General features: G+C 47.1%; 16 protein-coding genes and 1 pseudogene. 8 read left to right on the forward strand and 9 right to left on the reverse strand.

All coding sequences use genetic code 11. The features are described 5' to 3' along the window. The 3 genes and pseudogenes from Q502_RS14880 to Q502_RS12015 all read right to left on the reverse strand — a co-directional run. A pseudogene (locus tag Q502_RS14880) lies at nt 1-190 on the reverse strand (hypothetical protein); the annotation flags it as partial. 137 nt (nt 191-327) lie between these two features. Continuing rightward, nucleotides 328-1,941: a hypothetical protein gene (locus Q502_RS12010; RefSeq protein WP_102818956.1), complete on the reverse strand. Its 1,614-nt coding sequence runs from the start codon at nt 1,939-1,941 to the stop codon at nt 328-330. A 215-nt stretch (nt 1,942-2,156) separates the two neighbouring features. Next, nucleotides 2,157-3,176 (reverse strand): hypothetical protein, encoded by a 1,020-nt coding sequence (locus Q502_RS12015; RefSeq protein WP_102818957.1) that lies wholly within the window; start codon nt 3,174-3,176, stop codon nt 2,157-2,159. A 230-nt stretch (nt 3,177-3,406) separates the two neighbouring features. On the opposite strand from Q502_RS12015, the gene Q502_RS14345 reads away from it, so the two are divergent. Next, entirely contained in the window at nt 3,407-3,577 is a 171-nt protein-coding gene (locus tag Q502_RS14345) for a hypothetical protein (protein ID WP_165775378.1), read from the forward strand. Nucleotides 3,578-3,861: 284 nt separating this feature from the next. Here the strand turns inward: Q502_RS14345 and Q502_RS12020 are convergent, their stop codons facing one another. Together Q502_RS12020 and Q502_RS12035 are read right to left on the reverse strand one after the other, a co-directional pair. Continuing rightward, a complete protein-coding gene (locus tag Q502_RS12020; RefSeq protein WP_102818958.1) occupies nt 3,862-5,955 on the reverse strand; it encodes an SIR2 family protein in 2,094 nt (697 codons plus the stop codon). A 1,102-nt stretch (nt 5,956-7,057) separates the two neighbouring features. Then, the gene (locus Q502_RS12035; protein WP_102818961.1) at nt 7,058-7,567 is read right to left on the reverse strand and encodes a PH domain-containing protein; all 510 of its coding nucleotides are present in this window, start codon (nt 7,565-7,567) and stop codon (nt 7,058-7,060) included. 347 nt (nt 7,568-7,914) lie between these two features. Between Q502_RS12035 and Q502_RS14885 the strand changes: the two genes are divergently transcribed. Continuing rightward, entirely contained in the window at nt 7,915-8,091 is a 177-nt protein-coding gene (locus Q502_RS14885; RefSeq protein WP_258001871.1) for a hypothetical protein, read from the forward strand. A gap of 21 nt (nt 8,092-8,112) precedes the next feature. Next, nucleotides 8,113-8,286: a hypothetical protein gene (locus Q502_RS14890; RefSeq protein WP_258001872.1), complete on the forward strand. Its 174-nt coding sequence runs from the start codon at nt 8,113-8,115 to the stop codon at nt 8,284-8,286. An 86-nt stretch (nt 8,287-8,372) separates the two neighbouring features. On the opposite strand, the gene Q502_RS14895 is transcribed toward Q502_RS14890, so the two are convergent. Then, nucleotides 8,373-8,633, reverse strand: a complete 261-nt coding sequence (locus tag Q502_RS14895) for an SUMF1/EgtB/PvdO family nonheme iron enzyme (protein WP_258001873.1) — start codon at nt 8,631-8,633, stop codon at nt 8,373-8,375. Beyond that, nucleotides 8,623-9,234 (reverse strand): formylglycine-generating enzyme family protein, encoded by a 612-nt coding sequence (locus Q502_RS14900; protein ID WP_258001874.1) that lies wholly within the window; start codon nt 9,232-9,234, stop codon nt 8,623-8,625. Before Q502_RS14900 ends, Q502_RS14895 begins: the two co-directional genes overlap by 11 nt. Nucleotides 9,235-9,764: 530 nt before the next feature. On the opposite strand from Q502_RS14900, the gene Q502_RS12050 reads away from it, so the two are divergent. Both Q502_RS12050 and Q502_RS12055 read left to right on the forward strand, forming a co-directional pair. Next, nucleotides 9,765-11,375: an arylsulfatase gene (locus tag Q502_RS12050; protein WP_114794170.1), complete on the forward strand. Its 1,611-nt coding sequence runs from the start codon at nt 9,765-9,767 to the stop codon at nt 11,373-11,375. Nucleotides 11,376-11,410: 35 nt separating this feature from the next. Then, nucleotides 11,411-12,661, forward strand: a complete 1,251-nt coding sequence (locus Q502_RS12055; protein WP_102818962.1) for an anaerobic sulfatase maturase — start codon at nt 11,411-11,413, stop codon at nt 12,659-12,661. 202 nt (nt 12,662-12,863) lie between these two features. Here the strand turns inward: Q502_RS12055 and Q502_RS12060 are convergent, their stop codons facing one another. Further along, nucleotides 12,864-13,106, reverse strand: a complete 243-nt coding sequence (locus Q502_RS12060; protein WP_102818963.1) for a hypothetical protein — start codon at nt 13,104-13,106, stop codon at nt 12,864-12,866. Nucleotides 13,107-13,700: 594 nt separating this feature from the next. On the opposite strand from Q502_RS12060, the gene Q502_RS12065 reads away from it, so the two are divergent. The 3 genes from Q502_RS12065 (at nt 13,701) to Q502_RS12075 (ending at nt 15,810) form a co-directional block, all read left to right on the forward strand. After that, the gene (locus Q502_RS12065) at nt 13,701-14,006 is read left to right on the forward strand and encodes a helix-turn-helix transcriptional regulator (RefSeq protein WP_102818964.1); all 306 of its coding nucleotides are present in this window, start codon (nt 13,701-13,703) and stop codon (nt 14,004-14,006) included. A 107-nt stretch (nt 14,007-14,113) separates the two neighbouring features. Beyond that, nucleotides 14,114-15,079 carry an ABC transporter ATP-binding protein gene (locus Q502_RS12070; RefSeq protein ID WP_102818965.1) on the forward strand — a complete coding sequence of 322 codons (966 nt, stop codon included), beginning with the start codon at nt 14,114-14,116 and terminating at the stop codon, nt 15,077-15,079. Beyond that, a complete protein-coding gene (locus Q502_RS12075; protein WP_102818966.1) occupies nt 15,076-15,810 on the forward strand; it encodes an ABC transporter permease in 735 nt (244 codons plus the stop codon). Before Q502_RS12070 ends, Q502_RS12075 begins: the two co-directional genes overlap by 4 nt. Before the next feature lie 91 nt (nt 15,811-15,901). Here the strand turns inward: Q502_RS12075 and Q502_RS12080 are convergent, their stop codons facing one another. Next, entirely contained in the window at nt 15,902-17,467 is a 1,566-nt protein-coding gene (locus Q502_RS12080) for a tetratricopeptide repeat-containing diguanylate cyclase (protein ID WP_258553717.1), read from the reverse strand. Between the last annotated feature and the right edge of the window lie 636 nt (nt 17,468-18,103).

Below are 18,103 nucleotides of genomic sequence, written 5' to 3' on the forward strand. Positions count from 1 at the left end.
CAATGAGCCTATCTATCTGGCCGTTGTTCTGAAGATCATCTACCCTCCCCAGATTAACCAGAACTCTCTGTCTAGTCTTATTCCCCACTCGCATATTCTCTACGAGTTGCAGGTAACTCCTGGTGGACCCGTCTTTGTTTTTGAAGTGTTTCAGTCTGCAGCAAACGCACCTAATGATATCACTATACAAAACGGCAAGTCAAACGCAGGTTTTCAAAAGAAAGATGTGGCTACTGGTTGGTTTCTCTTATAGGTGAAAGGAGTAACGTCAACCGACTACCGCTTTCACTTTCGAATCTTGAATGCCCTCTATCTGCCAACTCGCAGCTAGAAAGTGATGGTCGAGTTGGCAATAGTCCAGCTCTTATTCCAGAATGTGTAACTTACGTCTGGAATCCCGTCACAGAGGTCTTTCAACCATCCGGCCATGTGCACTCCGCCATTTACGTCGAAGCCTGCTGTAACTTTGTAGCCTACCTGTGTTGTGCTTCCAGCCGAGGCAATGGTTTCACCTTTCAGCCACGGGACAAACTGGACAAAAGGACCGGCGATATAGTAGACATATGCCGATAGAGTTAGCGGGAGAGAGCCTTTGGCCCAGGCATTCACTTTTGCGTTCGCGTTGAATTGGAGACCAGAGTAGTTTGCTGAGTACGAAACGTTCTTGCTCCAACCGTTCTGATACGTGACCGTTAGCGTTGTGTTTGCCGAGAGTGTTGTCGACGCATTGAAGCCTATTACACCGGAAATACCAGCTTCAGCGTTCGCATCGAACTTGACTTCCATGACGAGTGTTACCGGAACACAAGATACCCAGAAGGTTATCCACTTGGTCTTGGTTGTTATGTTCTTTGTCCAATTCTTTGTGATCGCCGCTCCGGATGAGACCTCAATGAACGGCGTCAATGAAGGGCTGAAACTTACAGTTGTCTGGAATTTCTTCAAGACGTATTTGTATTTCCACCAGCTGACTTTCTTCCATTCGTGCTCCCACAGAAGTGATGTACCGAATGTTAAGGTGGCGGTCAATCCGGGCTCGACTGTCAAGGTTTGGTACGAAAACTCGTTCGAGAATGTATGTGAAACATAGAAGCTCCACGAACCGGAATAATCTTCTTTGAAGACATAAGGTTTCGGTTCGGTCAACGCGCGAGTTTTCGAACTCTTGAAAACAACGGTGAAGGCAGCATAATCTCTCAGCTTCTCCATTAGATCTTCGTTGTCGGATTTCACTAGGTTGCTTGGCGAACCGCCTCCGGTAGTGGTCTCTTCCTTAAGGGTGAGCGTATTTTTGTCATAGGTAAGACTTGCCTTGAACTTCGTGCCCCCACCCAGATCTATTGACCAATCTTTTAGAGGTTTGTCGCCGTGAGGGGATAGTAACTCGAAGATCTCCGATCCCTCCGGAAGAACGATTGTAGTTGTCTTTGTAGTAATGAGCGAGTTCTTGGAGGAGCCTAGGAAGGCAGTCTCAAATGCTTTACCGTCTATCAGGTCTTCGAAGTACTTGAGCATTATCTTCTCTTCAGAGAAATTCTTGCTCGAGAACTCGTAACTTCCCGGGAACTCCTTCGATTGCTTGATTAGCCCGCTTACCTTCATAGTAATAACACTCTTGTAGTTGCCGTTCTTATCGACCGATATGTCTATGTCTCTGTCTCCAAAGTTAGGTACGGATGCGTAGAGAAAGAAGTAGCCCTTGGAGATTTCGTCATAGAAGTTACTGAAAACCTCTTCACGCACTTCGCGATCGGAAAGGGCTTCACTGTGCTGAATGTATACTTTTGCCAGATCAGAGGATGGGACATATTCAGTACGGGTAATTACCGCGTTACCACCTGGTTCAATTACGATTTTGTCCTCTACCGTACGCTTGAACTGAGTAGAAAAGACCAATACCGATGACAAAACGATTACCGCAATCAGGATCTTTCTGAACATGCTTACACCTCCTTTGAAGTCATACGTCTGAGTATAGCACCAAGGGTTAGTCGGTTTTTCCAGTTTGCAAGAGAGATGATTTACCGCGGATGGTCATACAAGAGAGGTTGATTTCGCATCGGGATTGAAGATCGTAACTGAACCAAAAAAATGCTAAGGAAAGATGACTGAAAAAGGGTGAATTTCGCCTAAATTGAGCAAGACGAAAACGGCTCCTAAGAGCCACCCTCATCGTTGTCCGTCAATATGCATGAGAAATCCGGGCCACCAGCTCTGTACCTCCCGAGTATCTTGAATACCTGGAGTGTAAGCCAGCGAGAAGGTTCCTTTTTTTGACCGAAATCCCAGTTCTTCCAGGCCATCCAGACTGATTCGGGTATGAATCTCCCAGAAGAGGTACGTTTTGACTCCACTATTTCTATCATTTCATTGATGCGATGGTCATCAACTTTTGTGGATGACCTTGAGACAACATCGAGTACATGGAGTATATCGAACCAGACTTCCGGACACTTCAACTTCGAGAAGTCGGTACCCATGTAGAATATGTATGGATGATAATCTCTTCTCCTTTCCCAGAGCGAAAGAAGAGACTCCACGCCGAGCGAGACATTATTGCTTCTCCTGAACTCGGGGATTTCGAGAAGGAGCTTTGTCATTATGAGAGTGGCGTAGGGACAAGGGTCTTCCTTTCTTCCAGGTCCGCGAAAGCTTCCGAGTTCTGGTGATGCGTTACATGGCCAGCCGTTGTCTCTTACCAGTTTTGCAAGGTATTCTACAGCCATCAGCACTCGTGCATCCTCTTGAAGTCCCATTTTTGCTAGCGAATAAAGTATTACCGGAGCATCACAAAGCGCCCATGCAAACTGATCCGTTCCCAAACCGCCGAATTTCGAAGGGATATTCATGAGGACCTGGAAAGGACCTTGCGGAGAGCGATGCCGAAATATCTTCCCGATGATTTCTCCAACTCCAAGATCATCGTTTCTTATCCCAAGATCGGCTAGAAATGTCAATTTGTGAATCAAGTGTCCGGCATTCTTGTGGCTCGTAAGGACAGAGCCTGGCCAGTCTTGGAGCTCGGCGATCAACGATTTTATCTCCGGACAGTGGAGCATTCTCTTTCGTGATTCAATGACATCTTCGTTCTCTTTATCCTGAAAGAGGAGATCCAGTCTGGTCTTGTACTCAACCCATGCAGAACCTTCAAGGAGCCATTCTATAGTCTCATCCATGATTCGCCTCCAAAAAAATGGCAAGAGCCTTCTAGGCATACTCTGATCTAGATCTTAGCACTGAAAGGGACAGATACAAGTGAATGGCGAACCAATAATCGTTATCCGGAAAGCGAAAGAGAGATGTTCTCTACGGAAACGGTCTTTCTTGCGCAAAGTTGTGATAAAATCACGATAGCAGATGGAGTCAAGATTTTACCAGATACCTGTAAACAGGAGGGGTGATCATTATGTCAAGAACGGTATTGATGCTCGCCGGTGTTGTGGTGCTGGTCATGGCTCTGCTAGCTTCACTAAACATCTCGACCGTTGTGGAGCCCGTCTGGCACGTCATCTTCAAGTGGATCGGCGGCGCCGCAATGATCCTTGTCGCTTATATGGACAAGGGCAAGAAGACCTAGCTGTTCTCAGTCGATTGCCAGCCCGGAGAGTATTCTCCGGGCTGTTTATTCTTCGCGTTCGATACCGCAGTAATTCGGAAGTCAGACAACAAGCGTTTCAACTCCTCAATTTCAATGTTTTCAGGATTTCTGAGGCTGTCTGCAAAGTACTGTTGGGTACATCATAACGGTCACCCTCACTATCGCTCTCGTCGACAAAGAACTCAGGCATCAGATTGTGCTTGGAGTTGATGCCGCATGCTTCGCCGGATTCTGCTTCAAGCTGCGGTTAGTGCGCTATCGTATTACTGCCTGGTGGGATCGTTGTTTTTCTCTTCAAGCGCTTCGATCAGCCTTCTTATTTCGGGGGAGTCGACTGGCAACTCTTCAGTAATTGAAAGAATCTCTTCGATAAGAGGATCTAGTCTCAGTCCATCGCTATGTTCCGATGCTTTGCTCTCTTTGCTTGCTTCGGCTTCGATGGTTTCAACGACCATTTTCTTGAGAGATATAGAAGTTGCCCGAAGCGAGTTTCTGATGATCTTTGCAATTTCCACTCTCAGTATCGGATTAGTCAGCCACCCGTTGTCTAGAATGATCCCGACACGGTAGTCGTCCGAGCATGATGGATCTTCCGATACGGCGTACAACAGGATTCTCCACAAGATGGGAGCTTTGGATCTCCGCCACCATTCGTAATAGAACTCCCTGTTCTTGTCATCGGTTTTTATAAGGAAGAGGATAGTGTCTCTCATCATATCTATGAATATGTGGAGCCATTCGGGCCCCGCCTCTCCTTCGCTCTCTTCGATTACTTTCCTAGCGCCGCATATGCTGTCGTGCTCTCTCAAGGTACTGTTCAAAACAGACATGTCGGCGACCGCTTTCATAAGCTGGGAGGTAAGGATCGACAGTATGTCTTCATAAAGGATGGCGAGGTTCGGTTCGAGCAGTTCCGACCAGAGCCTCTTCAGGCAATCAGTCGTTACAAGGGGTTCAAGGTCGTATTGTCTGTGGAAGAGAGAAGGTGTCGCCTCTCTTCCCGTCTGGGATAGAGAGAAGAAGTTCTGAATTGTCTTCGTTATTATCCAGGGATTTTCAGTTATTTCGACCTTCTTCAGAGCTTCGAGCATAGCTTGATCGGGTGTGTCGTGTTTGTGCCAGTTGTTGAGAATCAGGTTGAGCCATTCCGCCAGAAAGTCGCCCGGTTTCTCTATCTCATTATTAGCGAGATACTGGACGATTGAGGAGACCAGATATGGGTTCAGCGGAGAGTTTCTTGAGACCAGAAAGGTAAGGTGCTCCTGATCTGAACTTTCGAAGGCTGTCTTAACGAACCAGTCGGCAAGGTTTCTCTCAATCTCGTCAAGTGGGCCGTCTTCATTGAAGAGGCTGTCGAGAAGTCCCCTTGAATCGAGCCACCGCACCCAGTCGAAGTCATTTGCAAAACGGCAGAAGACCTTCGTGAGATCCTCACGATTGAGGCAGTATGTCAGGTAGCTGTCTGCTTTCCTATCTTGGCCGGGCTTTTTGGAGACGAACCTGCCGATTCTCTCGGTATGACAGTTCAGGTCAGAACTTGCGAGAGAGGTCCACTTCTCGAGTGCCTTTTGAAGCTCGAGATGGGCAGTTGCTTCTTCGGGCACGAGTGGGTATGAAACGGGGATTACGTTGATTTCCTTCCATCTCTCTGCATCGCTAGCGCTGACGAGAGCGTATCTGTTTGACTGCCTTATGTCCAGACCTCTGGCCAGATAATCGACAATGGTGTCCCTGTGGCTGTAACCTATAAACAAAATCGTGTAGTCGGAGAGATAGAGATCGCGCAAAAAGTCTCTAGCCCAGCCCTCTGTGAGATATGCCCTTCCGAAGTCTCTGTTGGTAACTACCAACCATCTTGCGTCCTGCTCTACGTTTCCGTGCAAATAAACGATTCCCCTGAAATCGTCGCCTCTTGGAAGTGCGGGAGCTCTGAAGGTTTCAAAACCCGCATATCTATCTTTGTACTCCCTGATGGTTGTGAGAAAGTGGGCATCGTAGTTGGTCGTAACGATCTTCAGGTCGTGAGGGCCTTTGAATAGAAGTGGGATCAGCCTGTGAAGCTCCGATGGCTTGGAACTCTCTTCACTCATGATCTGCCAGACGATTTCGTGGACGCCCTCTTCTTCCCGTTTCGGGTTCAGGCTTCCGAGAAAGACGTCGGGCGGCTGGACTCTCTGCTGCCTCGCGTAATACTTCTGCTTGTATCGCTTCGCGACGGCTTTCGCAAGGTCAACAAAGCCGGGAATGTTCGAGGGGGAGGCCATCGAAACGCCGGCTCCAGCAAAGACGACGAGCCTGCCTTCCTCCTGGGCCCTAATAAGCTCGGTGGGGACGTTCACATTATCTGTTATTAACATGATCTTTCCCTCTTTCTTCCACGATGTGATCGACTTTTCAAAGGCGCGGAACCTGCCTCCGCAAGACATCTCTTTGATGCAATGATACTACTTCTCAGCTGACTGCGTTTCATATGTGGCTTCTGAGAAGAAGCCTTGCTCTGAAGCTGACGAAGAAGGCAGTCCTGCCTAGGCCGCTCGAAAAGAGAGTACGCATCGCCGGAGGGCCCATAGAGTTACAGCGGAGGCTTCCGATTTTGAGGCGGGCCAAAACAATACAGAGTAATAGGATTCCCGACAGGGTCTCCATGCATATGAGCAAAAACACCTTGTCCAAACGTTAGGGTGGAATGCCGACGACTTAATTTGACAAACGCCTTAGCCGAACTCGAATAAAAAGCTTTCCCCATTCCCCAGTTCGACAAAAGCACTGTTGCACTGCTGGGCAATTCTGGGCACAATGGACGTTCCCATGAAGATAATCCTCATCTGTCAGTGGCCAACGGTTCGCCGCAAAGATCGATCGAGAAAGAGCATAGTCGAGACGTTCGCTGCGCTCACGAGAGGACGAGAGAAGAGTAGCCGGCGATACGTCTTCCCGTTGAGCCTGCCCTGAAAATGCCCTGTTCAGGGTACCTGCACGGGATCTCGCATCTAAGAACCGTTTTCGCTCCAAAATCAAGGATCCGCTTTGCGCTGCTGAAAAAAAGTCCTTGGTCACTCGTCCAAGAGCAAGAACCCGTCCTTCGAAGAGCGGTTGCAAGTTTCCTGTTCCAAGTTGCAAGCATAAGAATCGCTGTACGCTTAAAGGCGGAGAGCCCACTGGCCGCTGACAAAGACAACGTTGTCCGTCAACGGTCCGCCGTCCACCGAGAAGAGCGGACCTTCGACAAGATCAAAACCGAGATCCCGAAACAAGTTCGGGATGAAAGCGAATGATTATTCCCAAAAGGAAAGATTCCGTCATTCCGACAAAGCTCCTGGTCGAAATCTTGATGCTCTTGCTTCAATGGCCCTAACCAAGAACGAAGAACAGATCCTCGCTCTGGAAGATTCAGAGAAGAACTAGTCTCTCCTGATCTTCCGACCTCCGACCATTAAACTCTAACCTCGTCCTTTGTTGCTAATTTGAGGAAATTACGCCGGCAAATTCCTGAAGCTCATCCGGAGAGATCAAGTAGTATGTTTCCTCGGATTTCATGACGAAGACTTCCGATCTTGCAGTCATGATGAAGGCCTTGGAGCCATTTCTGAGTCGGAACCAACCCACTTTGTATAGACCTGTAGATGCTCCGTTGGTTCTTACCGTCGGCTCGAAGTCTCTCTCTTCCGTCCAATCGATAATCCCCACAATTTCGGCCGAATCTATCGCTATCGTCTTCCTTCCGAAGGGAAGTGCGTTCAGCACAACACTTTCGCCGTCGCATTTCACGGCATTTGTGAATGGAAATATCAGGAAGATAAATATGAAGAAGACGAACAGGCCGCCCGTGATGATTAGCGAAAGAGTTTTCTGCCAGCCCTTTGACTTGAACAGGGAGAAAACGAATATCACCGCAACGAAAACAACGATGCCAATATTCAGCATAATCGCGGATGTTGGTAATGAAAACTTGAATACAACTGTCTCCATACCTTACCTCCTCAAAGGAAATTCGATTCAATTATTACACATTCGAATTATTCTGATCTTCATATGTTGTTGAGATCATAAATTAATGGCGGTTAAATACAGAGAGTTAGTTATCTGGAGAGTTGAAAGTGTAAAGCTCTTGTTGAAGTAATAATCGATCCAAATGATAGAACATGGATTGAGTTCTATGCTGCATACAAGATTAGAAGCTGTTTCGCACCGCTATTCAATCTAGATTATGTGAGAAGGGATGTCATAGAATGAATTTGAGATTCTCCACAGCGAGTGTCTTCTTTCTTATCTGAAGCTGCTCCTGGAGATTGTTGGTACGCAATTTTTTTGGAGGTGTGTCCATTAAGAAGTGGTACCTGGTACCTGTAGTCGTGATTCTGGTGTTCCTGCTTGGTGGGTGTTTTTCATTTGGCGACATGCTAGATGGGATTTGGGAAGGAGTCATTACTGATGCCTATGGTAACTATGATACGGTTCTAGTGATTAACTCAAACAACACCGGATCTATATAGTTCGACAATGACTCTTACAGCGTGAACATAGTAAATAGAAGAGCCAACCGAAGCTTTGTCGGGGAGTATGGCTGGTATGACTCTTCCTGGCATGAGAGGATCATCGAGGCTGAATTGCAGAATTACGGTGCACTGCGAATAGAGATTTACAACAATTACGGCAGTCTCATCACTACTGGATTCCTCTACAAATAGCCTTCGAGATTCTTGAAATAGGATTGTTCGGTACATCAAGAAAGCGATATACTTTCGAGTTGGGATTTTGAGACTTCTTTCCTGGATTAGCTGACGGTCCGGCAGATCCTGAACCCACAAATGCTGGTTGTACTATTTGGTGAGTTGTAGCTGCGGCTTGTTACTCTGACGATCCCGTCCCACCATGCCTTTCCACGGATCGATTTGTTGCCCAGTGCCTGATGGTACGGATCTTTTCCCGGGCTTCTTCTACAGAAGAAGTCGTCATATGCGTCGGAACACCATTCCGATACGTTTCCGCTCATGTCGAATATTCCCAGTTCGTTTGGACTCTTGTCAGACTTCATGTGTCATGTCTCCCGAATTATCGGAATACCACGCTACAAGGTCCGGTTCATTTCCACCAGAGTAAATGTATCCCTCGCCCTTGCTTCCTCCCCTTGCAGCATATTCCCATTCCGCTTCGGTGGGCAACCTGTATCCGACTACCTTAGATGGATCGGCCATCACCTTCCCGTTTTTGTCGAGAAAGTAACCATAATCGTCGTAAGCCTTAGAAAGCTTTTCCCTCTCGCTCAACCGGTTGCAGAAAGCTATGGCGTCCATCCAAGTAATGTTGATAACCGGTCTCTTATACCTTCCCCAGCTTTCATCTCCGGGAAGAGTTCTCTCTGTCTCCTTACAGAAGAGATCATACTGGGCAAAGGCAATCTCATATTTCCCCATTTCGAAATCATAGGAGATCGTGACTTCATGAGCAGGTTTCTCGTCATCCTTTCCATTTCCCCATGTGTCACTCATAGTGAAGGAACCGTTTTCCACGAGAACCATATCCACGATGCTTTCGGCCGGAGGGGACTCCTTTGCCGGTTTCAGTGCAAGCACTAGAACAGTGACGAGGATGGCTATAGATACTATCGAGATTAGGATTGACGTTACCTTCTTCATGAGATCGCCTCCTTAAGACTGGCTCCACACCAGTTTAGGCAGTGAGTCTGAGGATCGGTCTGTAAGGAATGGCGCGGGGCCTTGATTCAATATATCATCAGGTTTCGATAGCGCAAAGAGATCTCTAATGTAAATCAAAGGACTTGGTAACACTATCGGTCAAAATGAGCTGCTGTAGACTGAACCTTAAGAGCGTCTTAACTTCTATCACTACCTTAGCGTGATCATGATTACGGTCACTGGCTGCAGAGATGAAAGTTGAGAATCCGACCAAACAAGTTCGGTCCAAATCCGATCCCCTGGAACGTTTCATTTTACACACAAGATATCTCTCCGATTTTGAATAGCTTTGTGATAGTATTTTTCTGGCATTTGCAACACCAAGACAGCCACGTAGAATCAGATATTTCCTCGAAAATCGAAATACGTGTTTCAAGCAATACATAGCTACTTATACAGCCCATGTTATTTGGTGGTTCCTCCGTTTCTAAACCTGTTCTTCGAAAGAGAATCTAAGAGGAGATGATGGTATGGAATTTCAGGGTTCCAGGTTATTGAGAAAGGTGCTTGTCGGTGCTACTGGTGGTGCCATTGCCCTTACATCAGCAATGGCAGCCAATTACGAGGACACAATGGCGCTTCAGACTGTGAAGCCGGCGCCAAATCTCGAGGAAGTGATTCTGCATCCTGAACAGAGGGAAGAGGCACTTGCCAAACTCGCCGAATTCGTTAGCAGAACCGGAAGGCAGCCGAATATCCTTATTTATCTAATGGATGATGTTGGATGGGGAGATCTGGGAGTCTACGGAGGGGGAGTTGCCGTCGGAGCACCAACTCCAAATATGGATGCTCTTGCAAGAGACGGACTCATGCTTACCTCTGCTTATTCACAGCCTTCTTCTTCACCAACCAGAGCGACTCTTCTTACAGGGCAGCTCCCAGTCAGGCATGGGATACTAAGGCCGACTCTTTACAATGAACCCGGAGGGCTGACAAATGCAGTTACACTTGCCCAGTTGTTGAGCGATGCCGGCTACGTTACTCAAGCTGTGGGAAAATGGCACATGGGAGAGAACCCCGGTTCTCAGCCACAGAACGTCGGATTTGATGACTTCTCGGGTTTTCTCAGCGTTTCGGATCTCTACACAGAGTGGAGAGATCCTTACTTCTACCCCGAAATCGTTTACAGCGAAGAGAGAACTGAAATGATGCGCGAGTTTGCTTTCGAGAAGTACTGGGTGCACGCAGAAAAGGGTGGAACCCTTGAACGGGTGAAGGAGATAGACATAGACGTCTTGTCTCATTTGGACGAGTACTGGAAGGACTACTCGATTGCCTTCATTGAAAAGATGGCCGATAGTGACCAGCCCTTCTTCCTTTATCACTGTACGAGAGGCGCTCACTTTGACAACTATCCTAGAGACGAGTACAAAGGGTCATCTCCGGCAAAACAGGCTTATAAGGACACGATCATAGAGCTCGACGACATAATGGGGGAGCTGGTGGATGCCCTTGAGAGAACGGGACAACTTGAGAACACGCTCATCTTCATAGTTTCCGACAATGGTCCCGAAATGGAATCCTGGCCTGACAGCGCCTATTCGCCATTCAGAGGGGCGAAAGGATCTACCTGGGAAGGCGGGGTCAGAGTTCCGGCGATCTTCTACTGGAAGGGTATGATAGAACCCGGGCGCGTCTCGGACGGATTATTCGATATCGCCGACATCTTCAATACTTGTTTGACACTCGGCGGAGCAAGCGACTTCATTCCGACGGACAGGTACATAGACGGAATTGACCAGACCTCGTTTCTTCTGGCAGAGGAAGGTTTTTCAAACAGGAAGTACATTTACTACTGGCTAATGAGCTACTTCTCCGCTATAAGGCTGGCTGAATACAAGTATGTGCAGTTCGCTGAGTCGGATTCGGGCGAGGGAATCGTGAATCCTGGAGGTTTCACCGGTTACATGATGACCTTCCCGTATTATCACCTGTACAATCTCTACCTGGACCCGAAAGAAGAACACAACGTGTCGATAAGAAAACTTGTTTACACAGATCTTTTCATAGAAGCGATGCAAAAACACATAGCGACGTTCCGAGATTATCCACCTGTTGTAAAGATAATCACGGGACATTAAACCGATCTGGACCCAGGATTTTGGAGGTATAGAAGATGGAAATGGGCGCAGCCGATAGGAGAGCTCCAAAAAGCATTACGGCATTTCACGTCATGGCCAAGCCGACAGGAGCTCTGTGCAATCTCGACTGTGCCTACTGTTTCTATCTACATAAGCAAGAACTTATCAACAGCAGAAGAGTTATTAGTGACGAGGTTCTAGAGAGGTTCATCTACGAGTACATCAACTCACAAACAGTTCCAGAGATAGTCTTCACCTGGCAAGGAGGGGAACCTACTCTTCTCGGTGTAGATTTCTTCAGGAGGGTTGTCGAATACGAGAGGCTGTATTGCCCTCCAGGCAAGAAAGTTGCAAACGACCTTCAGACAAACGGAACATTGCTCGATGAAAAGTGGTGCGAGTTTCTCAAAGAACACAACTTCCTGGTTGGGATAAGCATCGATGGGCCAGAGAGACTGCATAACGTTTACAGAAAGACAAGGAGCGGAGACCCGACCTTCCAGAAGGTCTTCAATGCCATAAAGCTTTTGCACAAGTACGAGATTCCCTTCAACACCCTGACCGTGGTCAACAGAATAAACGCGAAGTATCCTAGAGAAGTGTATCGCTTTTTGAGGGATACAGCCGGTTCAACCAGAATGCAGTTTATTCCCATCGCAGAACCGAAGGTATTTAGAAGCTCGCCCACTACGTTCATTTCCGAAGAAAGTATGCCGACTACAGGATCTCCCGAAGCCCTGCCAGGTAAGCATGGTTCGCTCGTTGCCGATTGGTCGGTCGTTCCTGAAGACTACGGGAGTTTTCTCAACGGTGTTTTCGATATCTGGTACAGGGAGGATATTGGCAAAGTCTTTGCCTTTCTCTTTGAGTGTGCTCTTGCCCAGTGGCTCGGTATGGAGGCATCGTTGTGTATCTTCTCCGAGACTTGTGGAAGGGCACTTGCACTGGAGGCCGATGGAAGCCTGTACTCCTGCGATCACTTTGTCTATCCCGAGCACAGGCTTGGGAACATTAAGGACCGGAGGTTGCTCCAAATGGTAACTTCCACATCACAGACTGTCTTTGGAGTTTCGAAGGCTGCCGCGCTTCCAGAATACTGCAACAGGTGCGAATATCTCTTTGCCTGTCATGGAGAGTGTCCAAAGAACCGATTCGTCAAAACGCCAGACGGAGAACCGGGATTGAACTATCTCTGTGCCGGACTGAAAAAGTACTTTCATCATATATACCCATATATGAAGGAACTCGCGGAAATCCTCAGGGCAACGAAACAGAAGAAAATCTAACTTTCCTTACCGAAAGAATTCAGCGTTTCAAGAAGTTTGCCGAGGATCTCGTTTGCGACTTCTCTTTCTTTTCCCGTAATGGAATTTGCCACAGGTCCGTAAATCCCTGCAAGCACTGCCATGGACTCTTGAAACAGCTCTTTTCCCTTCGCGGTTATCGAGACGATGTTGGCGCACTTGTCCTCAAAGGACTGCTTTCTCGTTATGGGCTTCCTCTTTTCCAGTCCGATACATATATCACCATGGTGTTTGTTGTGTCAGTTTCGAGATGTGAGGAGAGCTGCTTTTGGGTCATCTCCCCGAGGTTCGAAAGAACGAGCAATGAGCCGAACTGCGGGTAGGTAATACCTAGAGGTTCCAGAGCAATCCGTGCATGTCTGCTTAGATTTATGTGCAGAGAAGCTATTTTCTCGAATAGGCTTCCAATCTTGTCATCGAAGATCATCGGATAACCTCAGAAACCTCTTCAGCAGCCTTTTGGTTGCGATAATAAGACCGAGTGTGGCAAGTGCACAATCCCTGTAAGGATAATGGAGCTATACGGTGCAAAAGAACAGACAGAATAGTAGCCGAGGCAATTGGGCTTTGAAGCTTCCCAGGGGAAAAGTGTGGCGACAGCTGGTACGAGCGGGGAAAGCGCTACAATCAACAGGATACGGTTGATAATTTTTTTCATTACTTCCGATTCCTTCTTCTCTTCCTTTCACAGGCCGGAAGCGATCCGACTCTCTCGTGCTTGCTCCGGCATTTATCCCATACACCGTGGAACTCGCACTTCGTTTTTCTGCAGGGGCAGTCTCTCAATGTTCTTCACCTTCTTGAATAAGCATTGGTAATTATCGTAATTAGTATTACCAAGAAGATAACAACTGTTTATTGGAAGGATAACATTCGTGAGACAAAGCGACCTTGCATCAATTTCAGGAAGAGATGGACCAATCCAAGAATTCCAGACACGAGATTTACTGTTGAATGATTACCCAAAATCTACTATAATCCAATTAAGCAAGCACTTAATTGGATTGGAGGAAACTTCTCATTGACTCTTGAAATAGATGTTTTGAAGGCTATTGCGGATAGCACAAGGTTCGAGATAATCAAGCTGCTTCTTCAAAGAGACTTCTGTGTGAAAGCTCTTGCAAAGAGAATTGGAGTGTCTGAATCAGCCATATCACAACATCTGAAAGTGCTACGTGGCGTTGGCCTTGTAAGTGCAGAGAAGCGGGGTTACTTCACCCATTACTCAATGAATAGAGAGCCCTTGAATAGACTGGCAAGCCAGCTTACCAAGCTTAGCGAGGCGACTTCCGATTCGGATCTAGTAGCCGAATGTTCTGCCGAATGAGAGAGGATACAAGGTGGAATCTTCTTCCTTTCAGCAGGCACGCCTTTCTAATCCGAATTTCACTGAATATGTTTTATATATAAGCGATTTATACGGGAGGAACAAGAGTGAATATCATCGAAGTTTCAGGTCTCTCAAAAGACTACGACGGATTCAAAGCGGTCAACGGAATCGACTTTTCGGTCTTGAAAGGAGAGGTGTTCGGTTTCCTCGGTCCCAATGGTGCCGGAAAGACTACAACGATAAACATGCTTACAGGTCTTGCAAGACCGACATCGGGAAGTATAAGTATTGCGGGCGAAGACGGCATCAGGGAGATCAAGAGAGTGCAGCGGATAATAGGAATTGTGCCCGATGAAAGCAACCTGTACGATGATCTGAGCGGCTATGAGAATCTGGTCTTCTGTTCGGCTCTTTACGGAGTAAGAAAGGCGGCGAGGGAAGGAAGGGCCAGAGAGTTGCTTGAGCTGTTTGGGCTCGCAGATACAGGCAAGAGACCTTTCAAAGCCTTTTCCAAGGGTATGAAGAGAAAACTAACCATAGCTGCAGGCATAATTCATGATCCGGAGATTCTCTTCCTGGATGAACCCACAACTGGTATAGATGTAGAGAGCGCGAGGCAAATAAGAAGACTGGTAAGGGAATTGAATGACAGGGGAACGACCATATTCCTTACTACCCATTACATTGAAGAAGCGGAGAGGTTGTGCGACAGGATAGGGTTCATAGTTGGAGGCAAGGTTGTAAAGATTGGAACCGTCAGCGAATTGATGAAAGATGCTCAGAAAGAGAGCATAGTCGAGCTGACTCTCGGGAAGGATCCTTCGGAATTCAAAACCGAAGTGTCAGAAGAGTTCAGCGATATGTCCATAAGCATGCGCCCCGACAATACCATTAGAATAGCTTCTCGGGAACCAATAAAGCTGATGCCGTTTATGAGCTTCTTCAGTTCCAGAGGTATCGATGTTTACGAGGCTAAGATTATTCAGCCTTCTCTTGAAGAGGTCTTTGTTGAAGTGACCGGAATAGAAGTCGATAGAATGAAGAAGGAGAAGGAGGGAAAGAAGAGATGAGCAGTGCACTCGCTTACTGGACGATACTGATGAAGGATATGAAGAACTACTATTTGAAACCGCCCAACATAAGCTGGGGCATTATCTTCCCAATTTCCTGGACGCTGATGTTCTTTGTTCGATCGGAAGGTCCTGTGGACATAAGGGGTATTTTGCCCGGTGTGATGTCGCTTTCCGTTCTCTTCGGAACTACTTCGATGCTTGCGGTAACGATTACCTTTGAAAGGAAGAGCAGGTCTTTCGAGCGGTTGCTTCTCGCTCCCATCAGCTTGAAGCTGCTCATGCTTGCAAAGACGACCGGCGCCATTTTTTTCGGGATAATCAATGCCTTCATCCCGGTTCTCCTTGCCCTTATGATTACCGATCTTACTGGAATCAACTGGTTTCTGGTTGCAACCAGCGTCGTCCTAATAGCGGTAACATCAACTTTTCTTGGCTTGTTCATAGCGGTATCCGTAAGTGAAGTCTTTGAAGCGCAAACCTTCTCGAATTTCTTTCGCTTTCCCATGATGTTTCTCTGCGGACTCTTCATTCCGATAGAGAATCTTCCGGTCTTTCTCAGACCGCTCTCATTTATCTTCCCCCTGACTTACGGGGCAGACTCACTTAAGCATGCGATAGACGGTAATGGAATAATCTCCCCGCTGCTTAGCTTTTTTGTGCAGCTGGGATTTTCGGCATTTCTGTTCTTCGTTAGTACAAGGAATATTGAGAAGAGATGGATTTACTAGCCTCCGGGGTTACATGAGTCTGTTCTTCCGGCAATCCTTTGAGACCGAACGTTCTGTTTTCCTTTCGGTTGAGGCTGCGCCGATCTTCTGATCAAATACCTCCTTGAGATTCGACTCTGTTCTTGCCTTTGTCTTTTGCTTCATACAAAAGGTGGTCGGTCTTCTGAATGAACTGAGTTGCGTCTTCATCTGACCAGCTGCACACACCGGCGCTCATCGTTATTGGAGGGTCTGTGGTTTCGGCCAGCTTCTCCCGGAGACGATCTGCGGTTGATCTTGCCATCTGCAAATCACTCGAGGGTAGAAGAACAAGAAATTCCTCCCCGCCGTACCTGAAGACAAAGTCAACCTCTCTAAGAGAAGACCTGATCATGCCCGCCACATTCTTGAGTGACATATCTCCCTTAAGGTGGCCGTAAGTATCATTTATGTTCTTGAAGTTGTCAAGATCTATCATGATCATGGATAGTGGAGTTCCGTATCGCGAGGCTCTCTTTATCTCTCTTTTAATTATGGGATACATCTTTTTCTGGTTTAGGAGGCCCGTCAATGGGTCTATCTCGGCCTGTTTCTCGAGCAACTCATTTGCATTCTTCAGTTTGCGGTCGATTTTTAGAAGTTCTCTGTACTGACTTTCGATCGTTGCCTTTGCCTCCTGAAGCTCAAGGTTCTGATTGCTCAGTAGCTGTATTTCGTGCATCTTTTGTTGAAATCTGAATGAAGCCCCCAATTCAGCAGCCTTGGCGCTGCTGGATTCTTTGTAGAGCTTCTGGGATAAGAGGTCAAGTTCCTTGTAAAGCTCAAGAGCCAATCTCCCTTCTCCTAGCTCTTCAAGAATAGTGATCTTCTTTCTTATGGCTTTCGGTATCTTAGACATAAATCCCGATTCCTTCTGATAGTCTATGTAAGCATCCAGTTTGACAAGAGCTTTTTCATAACACTTGGTCCCGATGTAATAATCTATTTTCAGAAGATTGAATTCCGCAGTCTTGGCCGGATCATCGATTTCTTCTACAAGGGGTTCGGCCAACTTCAATACAGCTGGAGCCTCTTCATATCTTCCTGAGACTATAAGCGTGTCGGATAGATTGAAATAGCTATTGCATAGATCCGCAGTCTGTTCCAGAGCAAGCTTTATCTCTATAGATTTGCTAAGGCAGTTTATGGCTTCGTCAAATCTTTCCAGATTCTTTAGAGCTATTGCCTTGTTGTTCAGAAAGTATGCTATCGCGAGATCATCGCCCTTCATTCGAGCGTATTCAAGAGCCTTGTCGGTGTATTCGAGGGCTTCTTGAAACCGCTCCATGTAGACATAGACACCGCCAATGTTTCCGATCACATCGTTAACGTCATCGGGTGTCCCAAAGTCTCTGAAAAGAGCCATTGCTTTCAAGGCATACTCGATCGATGCATCGTAATTGCCCACAACGCATGAGAACTTAATCATGTTGTGCGCAACGTTGGCCAGCTCAATACATTCAGGGGGTTCAATTCTAGAAAGCTCCACTTTAACAGTTTCCGAGGCGAGAAGAGGTTTGCCTACTTTGAACATTATCTTCGAAAGCTCATTCAAGATTGCAAGCTTTTTCCTGAAATCTTCATAGGGGACTTCTGAATAGGCTTTCATAATCTCTTCGATCGACCTCTTCACGTTCATCATGGCCTCCCGCGCATCTGTCGTGCAACATTCTTTGCTCATCTTAAACAATACAGAAATTGTAGGCGCTTGCAAGCAAACAGAGAATGACCTGCAAATCCTTCGACTGCCAAGTTGATAATATGACGGCAGAAGGTCAGTTCAAATGATTGAAATTCATGCCATGTTCGGTATGCAAATTCATGCCATCAAGAAAGAACGGGCGTTCGGAGTGGGCAGGAGGCTTTTTGGAAGCCAGTCACGATACGCGTCCCAGTCTCGCCTTCGCAAAAGCCAGTCGTATCACTTCGCGGGTATGAGGCGCAGGGAAGAACCGGGTCTGGGGGCAAGGGTCTGGTAAGATCGCTAGAAGTCGTTCTTGGGAGAGCAGCTGTTTGCTCGAAAGAGCCGTCATTCCGACAAAGCTCCTGGTCGAAATCTTGATGCTCTTACTTCAATGGCCCTAACCAAGAACGAAGAACAGATCCTCGCTATGGAAGAACAGGTTTTTTCCTTGTCGAACGGAGAACCATTCATCGGTGAACCGCTTTCTTTGCTCTTTCCAACCCCCAATTTGCCATCCCCGACCCCGGTTCCTCCAAAGCCCAGATCCTGAACAGGAGCACTTCAGCTGACAAAGTAAGTTCGTCCTGATCA

It is taken from the genome of Mesotoga sp. Brook.08.YT.4.2.5.2., from assembly GCF_003351125.1.
Lineage (GTDB): Bacteria > Thermotogota > Thermotogae > Petrotogales > Kosmotogaceae > Mesotoga.

What these genes read in the sequence shown, in the direction of transcription:
- Q502_RS12010 (WP_102818956.1), bottom strand. Translation starts at nt 1,941, where the DNA reads ATGTTCAGAAAGATCCTGATTGCGGTAATCGTTTTGTCATCGGTATTG.
- Q502_RS12015 (WP_102818957.1), bottom strand. Translation starts at nt 3,176, where the DNA reads ATGGATGAGACTATAGAATGGCTCCTTGAAGGTTCTGCATGGGTTGAG.
- Q502_RS14345 (WP_165775378.1), top strand. Translation starts at nt 3,407, where the DNA reads ATGTCAAGAACGGTATTGATGCTCGCCGGTGTTGTGGTGCTGGTCATG.
- Q502_RS12020 (WP_102818958.1), bottom strand. Translation starts at nt 5,955, where the DNA reads ATGTTAATAACAGATAATGTGAACGTCCCCACCGAGCTTATTAGGGCC.
- Q502_RS12035 (WP_102818961.1), bottom strand. Translation starts at nt 7,567, where the DNA reads ATGGAGACAGTTGTATTCAAGTTTTCATTACCAACATCCGCGATTATG.
- Q502_RS14895 (WP_258001873.1), bottom strand. Translation starts at nt 8,633, where the DNA reads ATGAAGTCTGACAAGAGTCCAAACGAACTGGGAATATTCGACATGAGC.
- Q502_RS14900 (WP_258001874.1), bottom strand. Translation starts at nt 9,234, where the DNA reads ATGAAGAAGGTAACGTCAATCCTAATCTCGATAGTATCTATAGCCATC.
- Q502_RS12050 (WP_114794170.1), top strand. Translation starts at nt 9,765, where the DNA reads ATGGAATTTCAGGGTTCCAGGTTATTGAGAAAGGTGCTTGTCGGTGCT.
- Q502_RS12055 (WP_102818962.1), top strand. Translation starts at nt 11,411, where the DNA reads ATGGAAATGGGCGCAGCCGATAGGAGAGCTCCAAAAAGCATTACGGCA.
- Q502_RS12060 (WP_102818963.1), bottom strand. Translation starts at nt 13,106, where the DNA reads ATGATCTTCGATGACAAGATTGGAAGCCTATTCGAGAAAATAGCTTCT.
- Q502_RS12075 (WP_102818966.1), top strand. Translation starts at nt 15,076, where the DNA reads ATGAGCAGTGCACTCGCTTACTGGACGATACTGATGAAGGATATGAAG.
- Q502_RS12080 (WP_258553717.1), bottom strand. Translation starts at nt 17,467, where the DNA reads ATGAACGTGAAGAGGTCGATCGAAGAGATTATGAAAGCCTATTCAGAA.